The organism is Maledivibacter halophilus (genome assembly GCF_900167445.1).
GTDB lineage: Bacteria > Bacillota > Clostridia > Peptostreptococcales > Caminicellaceae > Maledivibacter > Maledivibacter halophilus.
Window position 1 is genome coordinate 253173 of record NZ_FUZT01000004.1, and the last position, 15609, is coordinate 268781.

At 31.2% G+C, this 15609-nt stretch carries 16 protein-coding genes and 1 other annotated feature; of the genes, 14 read left to right on the forward strand and 2 right to left on the reverse strand.

Features of this window, described 5'->3' with window-relative positions:
• Nucleotides 1–18: 18 nt before the first annotated feature.
• From B5X81_RS09350 to B5X81_RS09405, 12 genes are all read left to right on the forward strand, one after another.
• Complete coding sequence (locus tag B5X81_RS09350; RefSeq protein ID WP_079491196.1) at nt 19–1521, forward strand: Rne/Rng family ribonuclease; 1503 nt, start codon at nt 19–21, stop codon at nt 1519–1521.
• A 64-nt stretch (nt 1522–1585) separates the two neighbouring features.
• Nucleotides 1586–1657: a sequence feature (ribosomal protein L21 leader region), on the forward strand.
• Between the two features lie 9 nt (nt 1658–1666).
• Nucleotides 1667–1978, forward strand: a complete 312-nt coding sequence (gene rplU, locus B5X81_RS09355) for a 50S ribosomal protein L21 (RefSeq protein ID WP_079491197.1) — start codon at nt 1667–1669, stop codon at nt 1976–1978.
• An 11-nt stretch (nt 1979–1989) separates the two neighbouring features.
• Nucleotides 1990–2322: a ribosomal-processing cysteine protease Prp gene (locus B5X81_RS09360; RefSeq protein WP_079491198.1), complete on the forward strand. Its 333-nt coding sequence runs from the start codon at nt 1990–1992 to the stop codon at nt 2320–2322.
• 4 nt (nt 2323–2326) lie between these two features.
• Complete coding sequence (rpmA, locus tag B5X81_RS09365; protein WP_079491200.1) at nt 2327–2626, forward strand: 50S ribosomal protein L27; 300 nt, start codon at nt 2327–2329, stop codon at nt 2624–2626.
• A 411-nt stretch (nt 2627–3037) separates the two neighbouring features.
• Nucleotides 3038–4321, forward strand: coding sequence for a GTPase ObgE (gene obgE, locus B5X81_RS09370; RefSeq protein WP_079491201.1), 1284 nt, complete (start codon nt 3038–3040; stop codon nt 4319–4321).
• A gap of 28 nt (nt 4322–4349) precedes the next feature.
• On the forward strand, nt 4350–4643 hold the full coding sequence (gene yhbY / locus B5X81_RS09375; protein WP_079491203.1) for a ribosome assembly RNA-binding protein YhbY: 294 nt from the start codon (nt 4350–4352) through the stop codon (nt 4641–4643).
• Nucleotides 4644–4687: 44 nt separating this feature from the next.
• The gene (nadD, locus tag B5X81_RS09380) at nt 4688–5308 is read left to right on the forward strand and encodes a nicotinate-nucleotide adenylyltransferase (RefSeq protein ID WP_079491205.1); all 621 of its coding nucleotides are present in this window, start codon (nt 4688–4690) and stop codon (nt 5306–5308) included.
• A 65-nt stretch (nt 5309–5373) separates the two neighbouring features.
• Nucleotides 5374–5988: a bis(5'-nucleosyl)-tetraphosphatase (symmetrical) YqeK gene (yqeK, locus tag B5X81_RS09385; protein WP_170917342.1), complete on the forward strand. Its 615-nt coding sequence runs from the start codon at nt 5374–5376 to the stop codon at nt 5986–5988.
• The gene (gene rsfS, locus B5X81_RS09390; RefSeq protein ID WP_079491208.1) at nt 5982–6344 is read left to right on the forward strand and encodes a ribosome silencing factor; all 363 of its coding nucleotides are present in this window, start codon (nt 5982–5984) and stop codon (nt 6342–6344) included. The genes yqeK and rsfS overlap by 7 nt, the downstream gene beginning before the upstream one ends.
• Nucleotides 6345–6705: 361 nt before the next feature.
• Complete coding sequence (gene leuS / locus B5X81_RS09395; RefSeq protein ID WP_079491209.1) at nt 6706–9177, forward strand: leucine--tRNA ligase; 2472 nt, start codon at nt 6706–6708, stop codon at nt 9175–9177.
• 27 nt (nt 9178–9204) lie between these two features.
• Nucleotides 9205–9852 (forward strand): helix-turn-helix transcriptional regulator, encoded by a 648-nt coding sequence (locus tag B5X81_RS09400; protein ID WP_079491212.1) that lies wholly within the window; start codon nt 9205–9207, stop codon nt 9850–9852.
• Nucleotides 9853–9878: 26 nt separating this feature from the next.
• Nucleotides 9879–10259, forward strand: coding sequence for a RidA family protein (locus B5X81_RS09405; protein WP_170917343.1), 381 nt, complete (start codon nt 9879–9881; stop codon nt 10257–10259).
• 47 nt (nt 10260–10306) lie between these two features.
• Here B5X81_RS09405 and B5X81_RS09410 read toward each other — a convergent pair whose 3' ends face one another.
• Nucleotides 10307–11602, reverse strand: coding sequence for a D-alanyl-D-alanine carboxypeptidase family protein (locus B5X81_RS09410; protein WP_079491214.1), 1296 nt, complete (start codon nt 11600–11602; stop codon nt 10307–10309).
• A gap of 206 nt (nt 11603–11808) precedes the next feature.
• Between B5X81_RS09410 and B5X81_RS09415 the strand changes: the two genes are divergently transcribed.
• Both B5X81_RS09415 and selD read left to right on the forward strand, forming a co-directional pair.
• Nucleotides 11809–12453, forward strand: a complete 645-nt coding sequence (locus tag B5X81_RS09415) for a helix-hairpin-helix domain-containing protein (RefSeq protein WP_079491216.1) — start codon at nt 11809–11811, stop codon at nt 12451–12453.
• Nucleotides 12454–12548: 95 nt separating this feature from the next.
• Nucleotides 12549–13595 carry a selenide, water dikinase SelD gene (gene selD, locus B5X81_RS09420; protein ID WP_079491217.1) on the forward strand — a complete coding sequence of 349 codons (1047 nt, stop codon included), beginning with the start codon at nt 12549–12551 and terminating at the stop codon, nt 13593–13595.
• Between the two features lie 35 nt (nt 13596–13630).
• On the opposite strand, the gene B5X81_RS09425 is transcribed toward selD, so the two are convergent.
• Nucleotides 13631–15076 carry an alanine/glycine:cation symporter family protein gene (locus B5X81_RS09425; protein ID WP_079491219.1) on the reverse strand — a complete coding sequence of 482 codons (1446 nt, stop codon included), beginning with the start codon at nt 15074–15076 and terminating at the stop codon, nt 13631–13633.
• Nucleotides 15077–15609 lie beyond the last annotated feature (533 nt).

A 15609-nucleotide genomic window follows, 5' to 3' on the forward strand; every position in this document is an offset into this window, starting at 1 on the left:
TATTAGGGTGGTTAAGCAATGAATAAAATAGTTATTGATTCTGGATTCAGCCAAAGTCGTGTTGCGCTTTTAGAAGATGAGGAAATGGTTGAATATTATATTGAAAGTAAAAGTTTAAAACGACTTGTAGGAAATGTATATAAAGGTAGAGTGAAAAATGTTTTGCCTGGAATGCAAGCAGCATTTGTTGATATAGGCTTAGAAAGAAATGCTTTTTTGTACGTTAAGGATGCCATTCCACGAGAGCTATTAATTGATAAAAAAGTAGACATTAAGGATATTGGGATTAGAGATGTTGTTAAAAATGGACAAGAAATTATTGTTCAGGTAACTAAAGAGCCTATGGATAAGAAGGGGGCCAGAGTGACAACTCATCTTTCATTTCCGGGAAGGTATTTAGTACTTATGTCTCAGGTAGATTATGTGGGAATATCCCGTAGGATTGAAGACGAAGATGAAAGAAAAAGACTTAAGGAAATTGTTGAAGAAATAAAACCTGAAGGTATGGGTATAATCATAAGAACAGAGGCAGAGAATAAGGATAGAAAGGATTTTGAAGAAGACTTAAAATATCTCTTAAGACTTTGGCATAAAATTGAAAAAGAAAAGAACCTAGGCTTTCCACCTAAGATATTCTATAAGGATTTGGACTTGATTCACAGAACCATTAGAGATTTGTTTACAGATGATATAAATGAGTTAGTAGTAAATGATAAAGATGATTATAACATGATTTTAGATTTTCTAGATCTCATTTCTCCCGAGTTAAAAGGTAGAGTAAAGTATTTTGATCCCGGTATAAATATTTTTAGTTATTATGGAATAGAGAAAAAAATAAGAGAAGCATTAAGCAGTAAAGTATGGCTGAAAAGTGGGGGATATATTGTAATAGACAAAACGGAAGCCCTTACAATTATAGATGTAAACACAGGAAAATACGTTGGAGTTAATGATTTATCAAAAACTATCATTAAAGTGAATAAAGAAGCGGCTAAAGAAATAGCTAAGCAGATCAGATTAAGAGATATAGGAGGTATAATAATAATAGATTTTATTGACATGATAGATAAGAAGGCTGAACAGAATGTTATAAAACTACTATCTAGGGAATTATCCAAGGATAGAGTAAGAACAAATATTGTGGGGATGACAGGGCTTGGGCTTGTTGAAATGACTAGAAAAAAGGTGAGTAATCGTATTAGTTCAATATTGGAAAAAAAATGTCCATATTGTGGCGGATTAGGAATGGTACTAACCCCTGATACTGTTATAAACAATTTAGAGAATGAGCTTAAAAGGGTATCCCTGCACACTAATTCAGAAGCAGTCATAGTGGAAGTAAATCTAGAGGTAGAAAAAGTATTGGTAAATCAAAGAAAGGATTACCTAGGTGAATTGGAAAAGGCATTAAATTTAAGAATTTTTATAAATGGAAATAGTAATATTCATTCTAATCACTATAAAATTAAGGAAATGGGGAGACTAAGCAAAATAAAAGAGATGCTTAAAGGCGAGAAATAATATTATTGACAATGACTTTTAGCTGTGATAACATATATGTGTTGTGGATGTTAGATTAAATAATATTCACTTGTAGCCGCTCAAATCAGGTCTTAAAAGATTTATCTACCTAGATTTGGCGAGTCTGGACTGAGGAGGTGGAAGTATGTACGCAATTATTGAAACTGGTGGAAAACAGTATAGAGTAGAGGAAGGCGACACTTTATTTGTTGAAAAAATCGATAGTAATGCTGGTGAAACAGTAGAATTTGATAAGGTTTTAGCTGTGTCCAATGCAGGAAAATTATCTGTAGGAACACCTTTTGTTGAAGGAGCAAAGGTTTCAGCTTCTGTAGTTGAACAAGGTAAAGGCAAAAAAATAATTGTATTTAAGTATAAATCTAAGAAAGACTATAGAAGAAAACAAGGACATCGCCAACCACATACAAAGATAAAGATTGAAAAGATTAATGCATAAGGTCATTAAATATGATTACAATAAGGATTATTCAAAACGAAAATAAAGATATAATATCTTTTAGTGTTGAAGGACATGCTGATGCCGATGAATACGGTAAGGATATAGTATGTGCTAGCATATCAATTCTTACTCAAACGTCAGTTTTAGCCCTATATGAAGTTGCAGATATAGATATTGTATATGAAATGGAAGATGGATGGCTATATTGTCAAATTCCAGATAATATTGACAGTTTAAAGAGAGAGAGAGCTAATATAATACTTGATACTATGCTTATTGGAATAAAAGGTACTTTGGAAATGTATTCTGAATATATAAAGCTTCAATATGAGGAGGTGTAAATCCATGCTATTTAAAATAAATCTTCAGCTTTTTGCAAGTAAGAAGGGTGTAGGTTCTTCTAAGAACGGTCGTGACAGTGAAGCAAAAAGATTAGGTGTTAAAAGAACAGACGGACAATTTGTAAATGCTGGGAGTATTATTGTTAGGCAGAGAGGGACCAAGATACATCCAGGAAATAATGTTGGCAGAGGTGGAGACGATACCCTTTTTGCTAAGGTAAATGGCGTAGTAAAATTCGAAAGAAAAGGTAAAAGCAGAAAACAAGTTAGTGTATATTCTGTTGAACAAGCAAGTGCACAATAATGGAACTAAAACCCATACTTCAAGGTATGGGTTTTTTAAATATATAGATATGTGCGTGCTTAAAAAAGCAATGAAAAGAAAAATCCACATCTAAAAACTATGAAGAAGATTTTGATTAATTTTTAGAATCACATATCTATAGTTAAAAAATAATGTATAATATTTAAAGTACAGTAATGAATTACATAATGATATAAGGGAAAACTAAAATACAAAGTTTTATAATTAACAAGACTATAACTTAAACCTTGGAACTGTACAATATTATTGATATAATTATCTTGGAAAAAAATACTTATGTAGAGTTTACATAGTAAAACTTAATTTATACATATAAAAACACTCATGGTTTTTATATGTATAAATTAAAGTTTTTATTTAAATCTCTATATATACTTAAAGGTGATGATAATGTTTATAGATAAAGCAAAGATATTTGTTAAAGGTGGAAAAGGAGGAAATGGTAACGTTTCCTTTCGCAGAGAAAAATACGTACCAGCTGGAGGTCCTGATGGAGGAGATGGAGGTAAAGGCGGTAGTGTAATATTTGAGGTTGATGAAGGACTAAAGACATTAATGGATTTTAGGTACAAGAAAAAGTATATTGCTTCATCAGGAGAAAACGGAAGAAGAAAGAAAATGTTTGGTAAGGATGCAGAAGATTTGATTCTAAGAGTACCTCCTGGTACTATTGTTAAAGATGAAGAAACTGGAGCTATATTAGCAGATTTAACTACCCATAAACAAAGAGCGGTGATTGCTAAAGGAGGTAAGGGGGGCAAGGGTAATGTTCACTATAAAACATCTACAAGACAAGCTCCCAATTTTGCTGAGGCAGGAGACTATGGCGAGGAAAGATGGGTTATACTAGAGCTTAAGCTTTTGGCAGATGTGGGTCTTGTAGGTTTTCCGAATGTGGGAAAATCCACTCTACTTTCAGTGGTTACTAAGGCCACTCCTAAAATAGCTAACTATCATTTTACGACTATTAAACCTAACTTAGGAGTAGTTGATGTTATAGATGGAAAAAGCTTTGTTTTGGCTGATATACCTGGTTTGATTGAAGGTGCCCATGAAGGTGTTGGTTTAGGACATGAATTCTTAAGACATATAGAAAGAACAAAATTACTTATACATGTTGTAGATATTTCGGGTATTGAAGGTCGTGATCCATTAAAGGATTTTGAAAAAATCAATAATGAATTGGCTCGCTTTAATCCTAAGTTAGCTTTGAGACAGCAAGTAATTGCAGCAAATAAAATTGATTTATTATATGATAAAGGAAAATTTGAGAAGTTCAAATTGAATATGGAAGAAAAAGGATATAAAGTATTCCCTATATCTGCTGTAGCTAAAACAGGACTAAGAGAATTAATGCTGTATGTTACCGAGCAGCTGGATAAAATAGAAGATATTCCAATAGAAGCTGTTGAGGCGGACCATAGAACCTTCAAATTAGAAGGAAAAGAAAAGAGAGATGAATTAATTGTTAAAAAGGAAGGCAATAATTATATAGTAGAAGGTAAGTCAATAGAAAAGCTGGTTTATTCAACGGACTTTAGTGATATAGACTCCATAAGACGATTTCAGAGCATTCTAAAAAAACGAGGAGTATTTGATGAACTTATAAAGCTGGGTATTAATGATGGTGATATTGTAAAAGTCTATGATATTGAATTTGAATATTATGGTTAGAAATTATTTATAGAAAGGAGAGATTTAAATGTTAACGAGCAAAAATAGATCATATTTAAAAGGATTAGCTAATAATATTGAAGCTATTACTTATATAGGTAAAGAGGGTATAACAGATGGTTTTTTAAAGCAATTGGATGAAGCGCTGGAAGCAAGGGAAATTGTTAAAGTAAGTATACAAAAGAATAGTATCCTTGATACAAAGAAAGCTGCTAATGAAATAGCTAAACTAACAGGTTCAGAATTTGTCCAAGCCATTGGAAGAAAATTTGTTTTATATAGAAAATCAAAAAATAATCCTAAAATTGATCTGCCTAATTAATATTACTAATAATAATTTATGAGCCTAAAAAATTGGAGGAAAAAATGAAAAAGATTGGTTTAATGGGTGGAACATTTGACCCAATTCACTATGGTCATTTAGTATTGGCTGAACAAGTGCGAACTAGGTTTAAATTGGATATGATATATTTTATTCCTGCTGGGCTTCCACCTCATAAGAAGCAAAAGGAAATATCTAGCAGCAAGGATAGATATTTTATGACATTGCTGGGAACCATAACAAATTCATATTTTGAAGTATCTAAAATTGAAATTGAAGATGACAATATATCCTATACAGTAAATACTATAAAAAAATTTAGAGAAACAATCGATAATAGTTCTGAGTTATATTTTATAACAGGTGCTGATGCAATATATGAATTGGAAACATGGAAAAATGTAAGGGAGCTTCTAGGACTTTGTAGTTTTATTGCTGCAAGTAGACCAGGGGTTGATAAAAATAAATTGAGTGAAAAAATACATATGTTAAATGAAAAATATAATGGTAGAATTATTGAAACTTCTGTTCCTGCCTTAGCCATTTCATCTACTGATATACGTGAAAGAATAAAAAAAGGTCAGAGTATAAAATATATATTACCTGAATCAGTGGAGTACTATATATATAAAAACAATTTATATAGGGAGAAACAAATAAGATAGAATGTGATATATTAAGAATTATAATATTATATCATTTGAAAAATTTTTAAATTGGGGTGCAAAATTTGATTGATTTAGAATTAGTAAAGAAAGAATTAAAAAGAAAATTACCACTTAAAAGATATATTCATTCACTGAATGTTTCCAATACTGCAGTAAAGCTTTGCAGAGTTTATAATGTTTGTAAAGACAAGGGAGAAATTGCAGGTCTATTGCATGATTATGCAAAGTATTTATCCAATGATGAAATGTGTAAATATATAAAAGAATTTAAAATAGAAATTGATGAAGTTATAAATTCACAAAAAGATTTAGCCCATGGCTTAATTGGTGCGGAACTCGTTAAACGCAAATTTAAAATTCAAGATTTAGACATTTTAAATTCAATAAGATATCATACAACAGGAAGAAAGGAAATGACAAATTTAGAAAAAATAATATATTTGTCTGATTATATAGAACCTAATAGAAAATTTCCTGGCATTGAAGAAATTAGAAAAATGGCATTAAAGGATTTAAACAAAGCCACATTAATGGCATTGGACAATACCATTAAATATATTATTATAAAGGGATTACTTTTGCACAGTAATAGTTTGTTGGCTAGGAATAATTTGATTTTAGAAATGAATGCATCAGGAAACATTTGTCCAGATATAAGGGAGGATATTAGATGGTAGAAATGGGATCGGACCTTGCTTTGAAAGTTTGCAGAATAATTGATAATAAAAAGGGAAATGATATTGTATTACTTGATGTTAGAAAGCTAGCAACCTTTGCAGAATATTTTGTAATTGCAACAGGTAATTCAACAAAACATACTGCAGCTTTAGCTGATGAAATTGAAAAAACATTATCTAAAGATGGAATTTTTATAAACCATAAAGAAGGTCATGATGAAGGTAATTGGATATTATTAGATTATTTAGATATAATTATTCATATATTTACCAAGGATGAAAGAAGTTTTTATGATATAGAAAGAATTTGGAAAGGTGCAAAATATGTTGAATTAGATATTGACATAGATGAATAAAATTATTACAATAAAGAATAATACAGCAAATGTTTTTGAAAATTTAATATTAATATAAAAATTAATGTATAGGAGTATTAGAAGGTGATGCTATTTAAGGTTTTATTATAAAAATCTTTTTCAGAGAGTCGATGGTTGGTGGGAATCGATATAGTTAGCTTTTGAACTTACCTAGAATAATATATAGGCTGGTGACCTTTAAAAAACCATATGAGTGGACAACAGTGTCAAGTAGGGTGGTACCGCGGGAAATTTCTCGTCCCTATAAATAAGGGATGATGATTTTGTGGTGCCACTTTTTTATTATTTGTAGAAAAAATCCATATAAATAACAAGATAGTAATTTTAAGGAGGCAAATTAATGACTAAATATAATTTTAGTGACATTGAAAAGAAATGGCAAAATAAATGGGAAGAGGAAAATGCTTTTAAGGTAGATGAAGAATTTGAAAAGGAAAAATACTACTGTTTAGAGATGTTCCCTTACCCTTCCGGAAAACTCCATATGGGACATGTAAGGAATTATTCTATTGGAGATGTTATTGCAAGATTCAAAACTATGAATGGATATAATGTCTTACATCCAATTGGTTGGGATGCTTTTGGACTACCAGCGGAAAATGCTGCAATAAAAAACAACATTCATCCTGATAAATGGACGAGAGAAAATATAGCAGAAATGCAAAAGCAACTAAAGGAATTAGGAATTAGCTATGATTGGGATAGAGAAGTTACTACTTGTCTTCCAGATTATTACAAATGGACACAATCAATTTTTTTACAATTTTATAAACATGGATTAGCTTATAAGAAAAAATCTCCTGTAAACTGGTGTCCATCCTGCGAAACCGTCCTTGCAAATGAGCAAGTTGTCAATGAAAGATGTGAAAGATGTGATACAGTTGTTGCTAAGAAAAATCTTGACCAATGGTACTTTAAGATTACAGATTATGCTGAAAAACTATTAGATGATATATCAAAGCTAAAAGGATGGCCCGATAAGGTTAAAATAATGCAGGAAAACTGGATAGGAAAAAGCTATGGAGCAGAAATGAAATTTAAGATTGAAGGTAGTGATAAAAGCCTAGAAATATTTACTACCAGGCCAGATACTACTTATGGTGTTACCTTTATGGTTTTAGCCCCAGAACATCCATTTGTAAATGAACTGGTCAAGGGGACAGAATATGAAGATCAAGTTACTGAATTTGTTGACAAATTAAAGCATTTATCAGAGCTTGAAAGAACAGGAGGAAATGTAGAAAAGGAAGGGATTTTTATCGGAAGATATGCTGTTAATCCCCTTAATAATAATAAAATTCCAATTTATATTGCAAATTATGTATTAATGGATTATGGTACAGGAGCTGTTATGGCAGTGCCGGCCCATGATGAAAGAGACTTTGAATTTGCTAATAAATATGATATTGATATAATACCTGTAATAAAACCAGAAGAGTTAGAAAAAGTTGAAGATATTGAGCTACCCTATACAGAGCCTGGAATAATGGTTAATTCAGGTGAATTTAATGGATTGGAAAATAGAGATGGTTCTGAAAAAATTATAAAGTTTATTGAAGATAAAGGCTTTGGAAAGAGAACTACCAATTACAGACTTAGAGACTGGTTGATTTCAAGACAAAGATATTGGGGAACTCCTATACCTATTGTTTACTGTGATAAATGTGGCATTGTTCCTGTACCTGAAGAGAATTTACCTGTGCTTTTACCAACTGATGTTGTGTTTAGTGGAAAAGGAGAATCTCCCCTCACAACAAGTGGATCTTTTAAAAACACCCCATGCCCCAAATGTGGTTCACTAGCTAAGAGAGAAACTGATACAATGGATACATTTCTTGATTCATCTTGGTATTTTTTAAGATACACTGATCCTAAAAATGAAAATGAGATTTTTGATAAAGAAAAAGCTTCATATTGGATGGATGTAGATCAATATATTGGTGGAGTAGAACATGCAATTCTTCATCTTTTATATGCAAGATTTTTCACAAAGGTTCTTTATGATATAGGTTTTTCTCCGGTAGATGAACCTTTTAAGAATTTATTAACCCAGGGGATGGTCCTTAAGGATGGAGCAAAGATGTCTAAATCCAAGGGAAATGTAGTAAGCCCTAAAGAAATTATAACAAAGTATGGAGCTGATACTGCAAGATTATTTATATTGTTTGCTGCACCTCCTGAAAGGGATTTGGAGTGGAGTGATACAGGGGTAGAAGGATCTTATAGATTCTTAAATAGAGTTTGGCGATTAGTAGACGAATTTAAAGATAGTATTTCTTCAGCCAATACAGTTAATAATATTGTTAGTAAAGAAGATAAGGAATTAAACTTTGTCATAAATAATACCATAAAGAGAGTTACTGAGGATATAAGTCAGAGGTTTAATTTTAATACGGCTATCAGTGCTATAATGGAACTTGTAAATGAAGTTTATAAATATAAAGAAAATGATAAAGAAAAAATAAATCAAAATTTAACCACAAAGGCTTTAGAAACTATATTAGTGCTTTTATGTCCTTTTGCACCTCATATAACAGAGGAACTTTGGAATAAGATTGGCAAAAGAACAAGCATACATGACGAGAAATGGCCTAAATATGATAACAAAGCATTGTTAAAGGAAGAGATAGAAATAGTAATACAGGTAAATGGTAAAGTAAGGGATAGAAGTAAAGTTAGCAAGAATACCTCCAAAGACCAGCTTGAGAAAATTGCCTTAAACAACAAAAAAGTAAAATCTTTTATTGATGGAAAGCAAATTGTCAAAGTAATTTGTGTACCAGGAAAACTAGTTAATATTGTAGCTAAATAATGAGTATGCAAGGAGGAGAATTAGATTTTGAATAAAATAAATCCAATTTTAAAGAGTTATATTCATGTTGTAGAAGGAATAGCCCAAACCTTTGGTGAAAACTGTGAAGTTGTTTTGCATGACTTTAGTAAAATGCAAAGCTCAATCATAGCTATTAAAAATGGACATGTTACAGGGAGAAGTGTAGGAAGCCCTATGACTGAAGTAGGATTGAAGGCAGTTCGTAGAGGTAATACCAAAGACAATATAATAAATTATACGGGTAAAAGTCTTGAAGGAAGAGTTTTAAAATCATCTACAATGTTTATTAAAGATGAGAATGAGGAAGTTATAGGCTGTCTTTGTATTAACTTTGATTTATCAGAGCTTGTAGTAGCGAAAAAAGTAATAGATGATCTTACTAAAACAGAGGTCTCTATGGAAGAGAAAATTACAGATGATTGTGGGAATAGGGTTAATGATGTTTTGACTGATATAGTCAAACTTACATTGGAAGAAAGTGGTAAACCTGTGGCATACATGGGGAAAGAAGAAAAGGTAAATATAGTAAAGAAATTAGACAATCAAGGGGCCTTTTTAATTAAGGGTGCAATAGATTATGTGGCGAAGGTTCTTTGTGTTTCTAGGTACACTATTTATAATTATTTAGATGAAATAAGAGTTAATAATAAATAATTATTATAAAAGGAGAGGATTTTGCTATGAAATTGAAAATTGTTCATACTGATAAGGCTCCAGCAGCTGTTGGACCTTACTCACAAGGTGTTTCAGCAGGCAATTTATTGTTTGTATCTGGTCAGATGCCATTTAATACCGAAACAGGGGAAATGGTAAGGGGTAATGTTGAAGATGAGACAAGACAATGTTTGGAGAATGTAAAGGCAATTTTAGAGGAAGCTGGTACCTCCCTTGAAAATGTAGTAAAGGCAACAGTTTTTATTAGGGATATGGATCAATTTGATAGGATTAATAAGGTTTATGGAGAGTATTTTAATGATCATAAACCAGCAAGGGCATGTGTTGAAGTGTCCAGATTACCTAAGGATGTGAATGTGGAGATAGAAATGATAGCAGTAGTTTAGTAAAAGAGGTGCCTTAGGCACCTCTTTTACAATTCAAAGTTGTAAGTTTAAAGTTTCCACCTTCTTCTTCTCCTTCTTATTCGTTTTACCGTAACTATAGTTCTCCAAACTATAAAAATAAGTATTAGAGAAAGAATTATTTTTAATAATGACATGTTTTTTGGATCTTTAATATTTCTAATAATTTTATATATTTGCTTTTCTTCAATTGATTTATTGGCAATTAGATTTGTTTCTCCTATAATTGCACCGTCTAAACTGAAACTAACCTTTCCAAGTACCTCTCCTTTATTTATAGGGGCTTTAATCTCAGGATCCAATTCGATTTTTGATGATATATTTGTTTCATTATAATTATTGGGTACGGTTTTTGTAATATTATCTTGAGCCAGAAGAGATAAATCCTTTTCTATTCCGTTTTCAATTTCAATAGTCTTTAGTGAAGTACCAGAATTCACAAGATTTATTATTTTAAAATTATCTAAACCATAATCAATAAGTTTTCTTGAATCTACATACACATTTGTTCTAATAGCTTTTAGGACAACACTTATTACTCTTCTGTTATCTTTTGCTGCAGTGGAAACCAAGCATTGTTGAGCCGCATCAGTATATCCAGTCTTAATGCCATCGACTATATCATATTTAATATTAACCCATTTTCCATTATATTCTATCCTATTGCTTGGACCTACTCCCCAAAGAAGTCTATTTGTAGTTCTAAAATATCTAATTTCAGGAGTTTTTTCATTTGCAGGTATTTCATATCTTACAGTTTTAACAATTTCTTTAAATTTTGGAATTGTCATGGCATATTTAGATATCATAGCTAAATCATAAGCTGTAGTTACATGTTTTTCATCGGGTAAACCATTAGGATTTGTAAAATGAGTATTAAGAGCTCCTAATTCTTTAGCTCTCTTATTCATAAGCCTAGCAAATTCTTCAGTGCTTCCTGAAATATGTTTTGCTAATGCAACAGCAGCATCGTTGGCTGATTCAATCAGCAAAGCGTTTAACAATTGTTCTACAGTAAAAACTTCTCCTTCTTTAACGTATATACGACTACCTCCTATAAAAGGCGCTTCTTTATCTATAACTACTTTATCATCAAGGTTGGTATTTTCTAGGGTTAGTATAGCAGTCATGATTTTAGTTGTACTGGCAGGATACATTTGTTTGTGAGGATTTTTTTCAAATAGAATATCTCCGCTTTCAAAATCAATAAGTATTCCACTTTCTGCTGAAATATCTATTGTTTCAGCTGGGGTAATTGCAAAACTACTGAATGAAGACGAAATCAGAACAGTAACTATAAATAGTATTACAAATAAACGTTTCATAACTTTCACCTCTAGTCTAAATATGGATTGGCATAGCGAAATCTGGATTAATAGCATAACATATATAGTATATCAAAAAAACAATAAAAATTTAAGGTTTTCTTAGGGTAAAAAGAAGGTTTTAATGAAAGAAAAAAGAAATAATAACTACAATTACCATAATATAACTTTTATGGAATGCATATTTTGGATAGGAGGAATATAGTTTGAAAAAATTAAAGAAAAAGGAAATAGTTTTGATTATAATAGTAATTCTAGGAATTATATTTTTTAATATTAAAGATTTTAGTTTTAAGATGAACCAAAAACTCTTAATAGAAGAAAGCTTAGATAGTGAAGAAAGTAAAAATGCAGATGGGGAAAATGTGGAAAGCAATAAAAAAGGTACTGAAGATTCCGAAAAAGAAGTTTCTAAACCAGCTGATATAAAAGTTGATATATGTGGAGCTGTTAAAAAGCCTGGAGTGATTGTTCTAAAGGAAGGCGATAGAATTTTGGATGCAATAAATAAGGCTGGAGGGCTTACCGATAAGGCAGATATATTAAGAATTAACAGATCTAAATATGTTTATGACAGTGAAAAGATTATTATACCAGAAATTGGTGAAAATATTAATATAGAAACAATTAACGAATCAAATAATATAGGAATAGATGAAAAGATAAATATAAATACTGCCTCCAAAGAGGAATTAATAAAGTTAGATGGAATAGGAGAGTCTATAAGCCAAAGAATAATAAAATATAGAGAAACAAATAAAGGATTTAAAGATATAAATGAAATTATGAAAGTAAGTGGAATAGGAGAGAGTAAGTTTAATCAGATTAAAGATAGTATAAAAGTTAAGTAAAATATGTTAAGATAATGATGTGGCAAGATTTTTATAGTTTATTTTGTTTAATTTATAAAACATGACTTGCAAATTAATTAACGGAGGTGAAATCAATGAAGGACATTAAAAATAAAAGACTTACAGAGTTAAGCAGCAGTTCTGGCTGAGCAGCTAAAATTGGTCCTGAGACCTTGGCACAGGTTCTGTGTCAATTACCAAAGTTTGAAAGTGATAGGCTTTTAGTGGGATTAGATACATCCGATGATGCTGCTGTATATAAATTAAATGAAGATACTGCTTTAATAGAAACTTTAGATTTTTTTACTCCAGTAGTAGATGATCCATATGTTTTTGGACAAATAGCTGCTGCAAATTCATTGAGCGATATATATGCAATGGGAGGAAAGCCAATAGTGGCCTTGAATATAGTTTGTTTTCCAACCTGTTTATCCATGGATATACTGGCTGAAATATTAAAGGGTGGAAGCGACAAAGTGAGGGAAGCAGGAGCTTTATTGGTTGGAGGTCACAGTGTAGATGATAAAGAGCCTAAATATGGATTGTCGGTAACTGGAACTGTTCACCCGGACAAAGTCTTAAGTAATTCAAATGCAAAGCCTGGAGATATTTTAATTTTAACAAAACCCATAGGCCTTGGAATATTAAATACTGCAATTAAAGCTGAAATGCTTGATGAAAATATACAGCAAAAAGCAATTGATACAATGAGAAGCTTAAATGATATTGCTGCTGAGGGTATGAAGCTGACTGAAGTTAATTCATGTACAGACATAACAGGCTTTGGACTTTTGGGACATGCCTTTGAAATGGCTAAAGGAAGTGAAGTGTCAATTGTAATAGATTCAGATAAGGTTCCTATTATTGAAGGAACTATAGAAAATGCTCAAATGGGATTGGTACCAGCAGGAGCATATAGAAATCAGGAATATTTAGGAGAAAGTATCAAATTTCAGGAGAATATACCTACTTATATTCAAGATATTCTGTTTGATCCTCAAACTTCAGGGGGATTACTTATTTCCCTTAAAAAGGAAAAGTCGAAGAAATTGTTGGACTATTATAGCAAAGAATTGAAGACTGAATTTAATGTAGTTGGCGAAGTAACAGAAAAACAGGATAAATACTTAATAGTAAAATAAGCACTTACATTGAGTGCTTATTTTACTATTTTCTTCTATCTTTTTTCATAATCAGAGGTCATTTTAAATATTAATGGACTTAAAGTTAATAATCCAATTAAATTAGGTATTGCCATTAAGCCATTAAATGTATCAGAAAGATTCCATACAAATCTTAAAGGTATAAATGCACCTATCCAACATAAAATAACCCATACAATTTTATAGACACCAACAATTTTTACTCCTGCTATGTATTCAAGACATTTTGAACCGTAATAGAACCAGCCAAGAATTGTTGAAAAAGCAAAAAAGACTAGTCCTAAGGATACTATAAATGAACCAAAGCCAGGCAAAGCTCTACTGAAGGCAGTTGTTGTAAGGGCAGCTCCTGTAAGTGGCTCTCCAAATTGTGCTACAAAATTTGTAAAAGCTTCAGTTCCACCTGCTGGTATTTCTGTTGCTTTAACTAAATTACCGGTATTTGTTGCAACCAGCATTATTTTGTCACTACCTATTTGTATTAAATCAGATACTAAAATAACCAGAGCCGTCATTGTACAAACAACTAAAGTATCCAAGAAAGACCCTAGAGAACCTATTATACCTTGTTTAACAGGATCATCATTTTTAGAGGCAGCATGGGCAATAGGTGCACTTCCAAGTCCTGCTTCATTTGAAAAAACTCCACGGGAAACTCCAAATCGAATGACAGTTCCAATTAATCCACCTCCAACAGCTTTAGCTGTAAAGGCATTTGAAAAAATAGAGGAAAATGCCGTTGGTATTAAGGTTGCTTTATTAAATAAAACAATTAAAGAACCTAGAATGTAAATAATAGCCATAGCTGGAACTATCTTATCAGTAACGTTTGCTATACTTTTAATCCCCCCAAGAATTACTAATCCTACTGCAACAGCAATAAATATGCCAGATATAATTGGTTTTATTCCAAAGGTTGTTTGTAAGGATTCTGCAACTGAGTTGGATTGTACCATATTTCCAATTCCAAATGAAGCTAAAAAACCAAATAAAGCAAATAACCAGCCTAACCAAGCAAAGTTTCCACCGTATCTATCCTTCATACCATTTTTTATGTAATACATCGGTCCACCTGATTTTTCGCCATTTTCGTTTGTTATTCTATATTTTATGGCCAGCAATGCTTCACCGTATTTTGTTGCTCCACCAAAAGCTGCTGTAACCCACATCCAAAATACAGAACCTGGACCTCCTGCTGCAATTGCTGTAGCAACTCCCGCAATATTTCCTGTACCAATAGTGGCAGCCAAAGAAGTCATTAAAGCTTGAAAAGGTGTAATATCTCCCTCGCCAATGTCTTCTTTTGAAAAAAGAAGCTTAAATGCATATCCTAATTTTCTAAATTGAACTATTCTTGTACCTAGCGTAAGGATAATTCCAGTTCCAACTAGAAAGACAATCATAAAGCCTCCCCAAGCAAAATTGTTAATTTTGCTAATTATTAAATCAAATATATTCATAAAAAAGCCTCCTTATATAGATAATATTTATAGATTTATTGTGTTTAATTTAAACTTTTTTCTTCACTAATATGTTTTGCAAAATTTTAGAAAACTATGTATTTAAAGATAAACAACTTTAATGCTTGATAAATTTCAAATAAAAAATACAGGAGCATTTATTTTAGTTTGATTATACATATAGATTTTCCATAGCAAAACTTAATTTATGTATATCAAAATATTCTAAAAACACCGATATTTTTATTAAAAAGGACAAAATTATGTTATAATTTTATAGATAAAAACTTATAATCTTAAATATATAATGAAACAAATTCAAAAGTAGATTTATACATCAAAAGATCATATAAGTATGGATATTTTAGGATGTTAAATTAGGTTTCTTTCTTAAATTTTATTGGCGTATATTTATATAGGTAACCAACTCTAAAGTAATGTAAATTTTCTAGAAAAAATGTAAATTTGTTCATTATTTTCTGCAAAATTTATATTAAAACTCTCGATATGGGAACTAGCACAATGAGTTAAGT

Bases quoted from the DNA above. Each gene is read 5' to 3' on its own strand.
- B5X81_RS09405 (WP_170917343.1), top strand. From the start codon at position 9,879: ATGAAATTGAAAATTGTTCATACTGATAAGGCTCCAGCAGCTGTTGGA.
- B5X81_RS09425 (WP_079491219.1), bottom strand. From the start codon at position 15,076: ATGAATATATTTGATTTAATAATTAGCAAAATTAACAATTTTGCTTGG.
- B5X81_RS09360 (WP_079491198.1), top strand. From the start codon at position 1,990: ATGATTACAATAAGGATTATTCAAAACGAAAATAAAGATATAATATCT.
- rsfS (WP_079491208.1), top strand. From the start codon at position 5,982: ATGGTAGAAATGGGATCGGACCTTGCTTTGAAAGTTTGCAGAATAATT.
- B5X81_RS09350 (WP_079491196.1), top strand. From the start codon at position 19: ATGAATAAAATAGTTATTGATTCTGGATTCAGCCAAAGTCGTGTTGCG.
- rpmA (WP_079491200.1), top strand. From the start codon at position 2,327: ATGCTATTTAAAATAAATCTTCAGCTTTTTGCAAGTAAGAAGGGTGTA.
- leuS (WP_079491209.1), top strand. From the start codon at position 6,706: ATGACTAAATATAATTTTAGTGACATTGAAAAGAAATGGCAAAATAAA.
- obgE (WP_079491201.1), top strand. From the start codon at position 3,038: ATGTTTATAGATAAAGCAAAGATATTTGTTAAAGGTGGAAAAGGAGGA.
- yhbY (WP_079491203.1), top strand. From the start codon at position 4,350: ATGTTAACGAGCAAAAATAGATCATATTTAAAAGGATTAGCTAATAAT.
- rplU (WP_079491197.1), top strand. From the start codon at position 1,667: ATGTACGCAATTATTGAAACTGGTGGAAAACAGTATAGAGTAGAGGAA.
- nadD (WP_079491205.1), top strand. From the start codon at position 4,688: ATGAAAAAGATTGGTTTAATGGGTGGAACATTTGACCCAATTCACTAT.
- B5X81_RS09410 (WP_079491214.1), bottom strand. From the start codon at position 11,602: ATGAAACGTTTATTTGTAATACTATTTATAGTTACTGTTCTGATTTCG.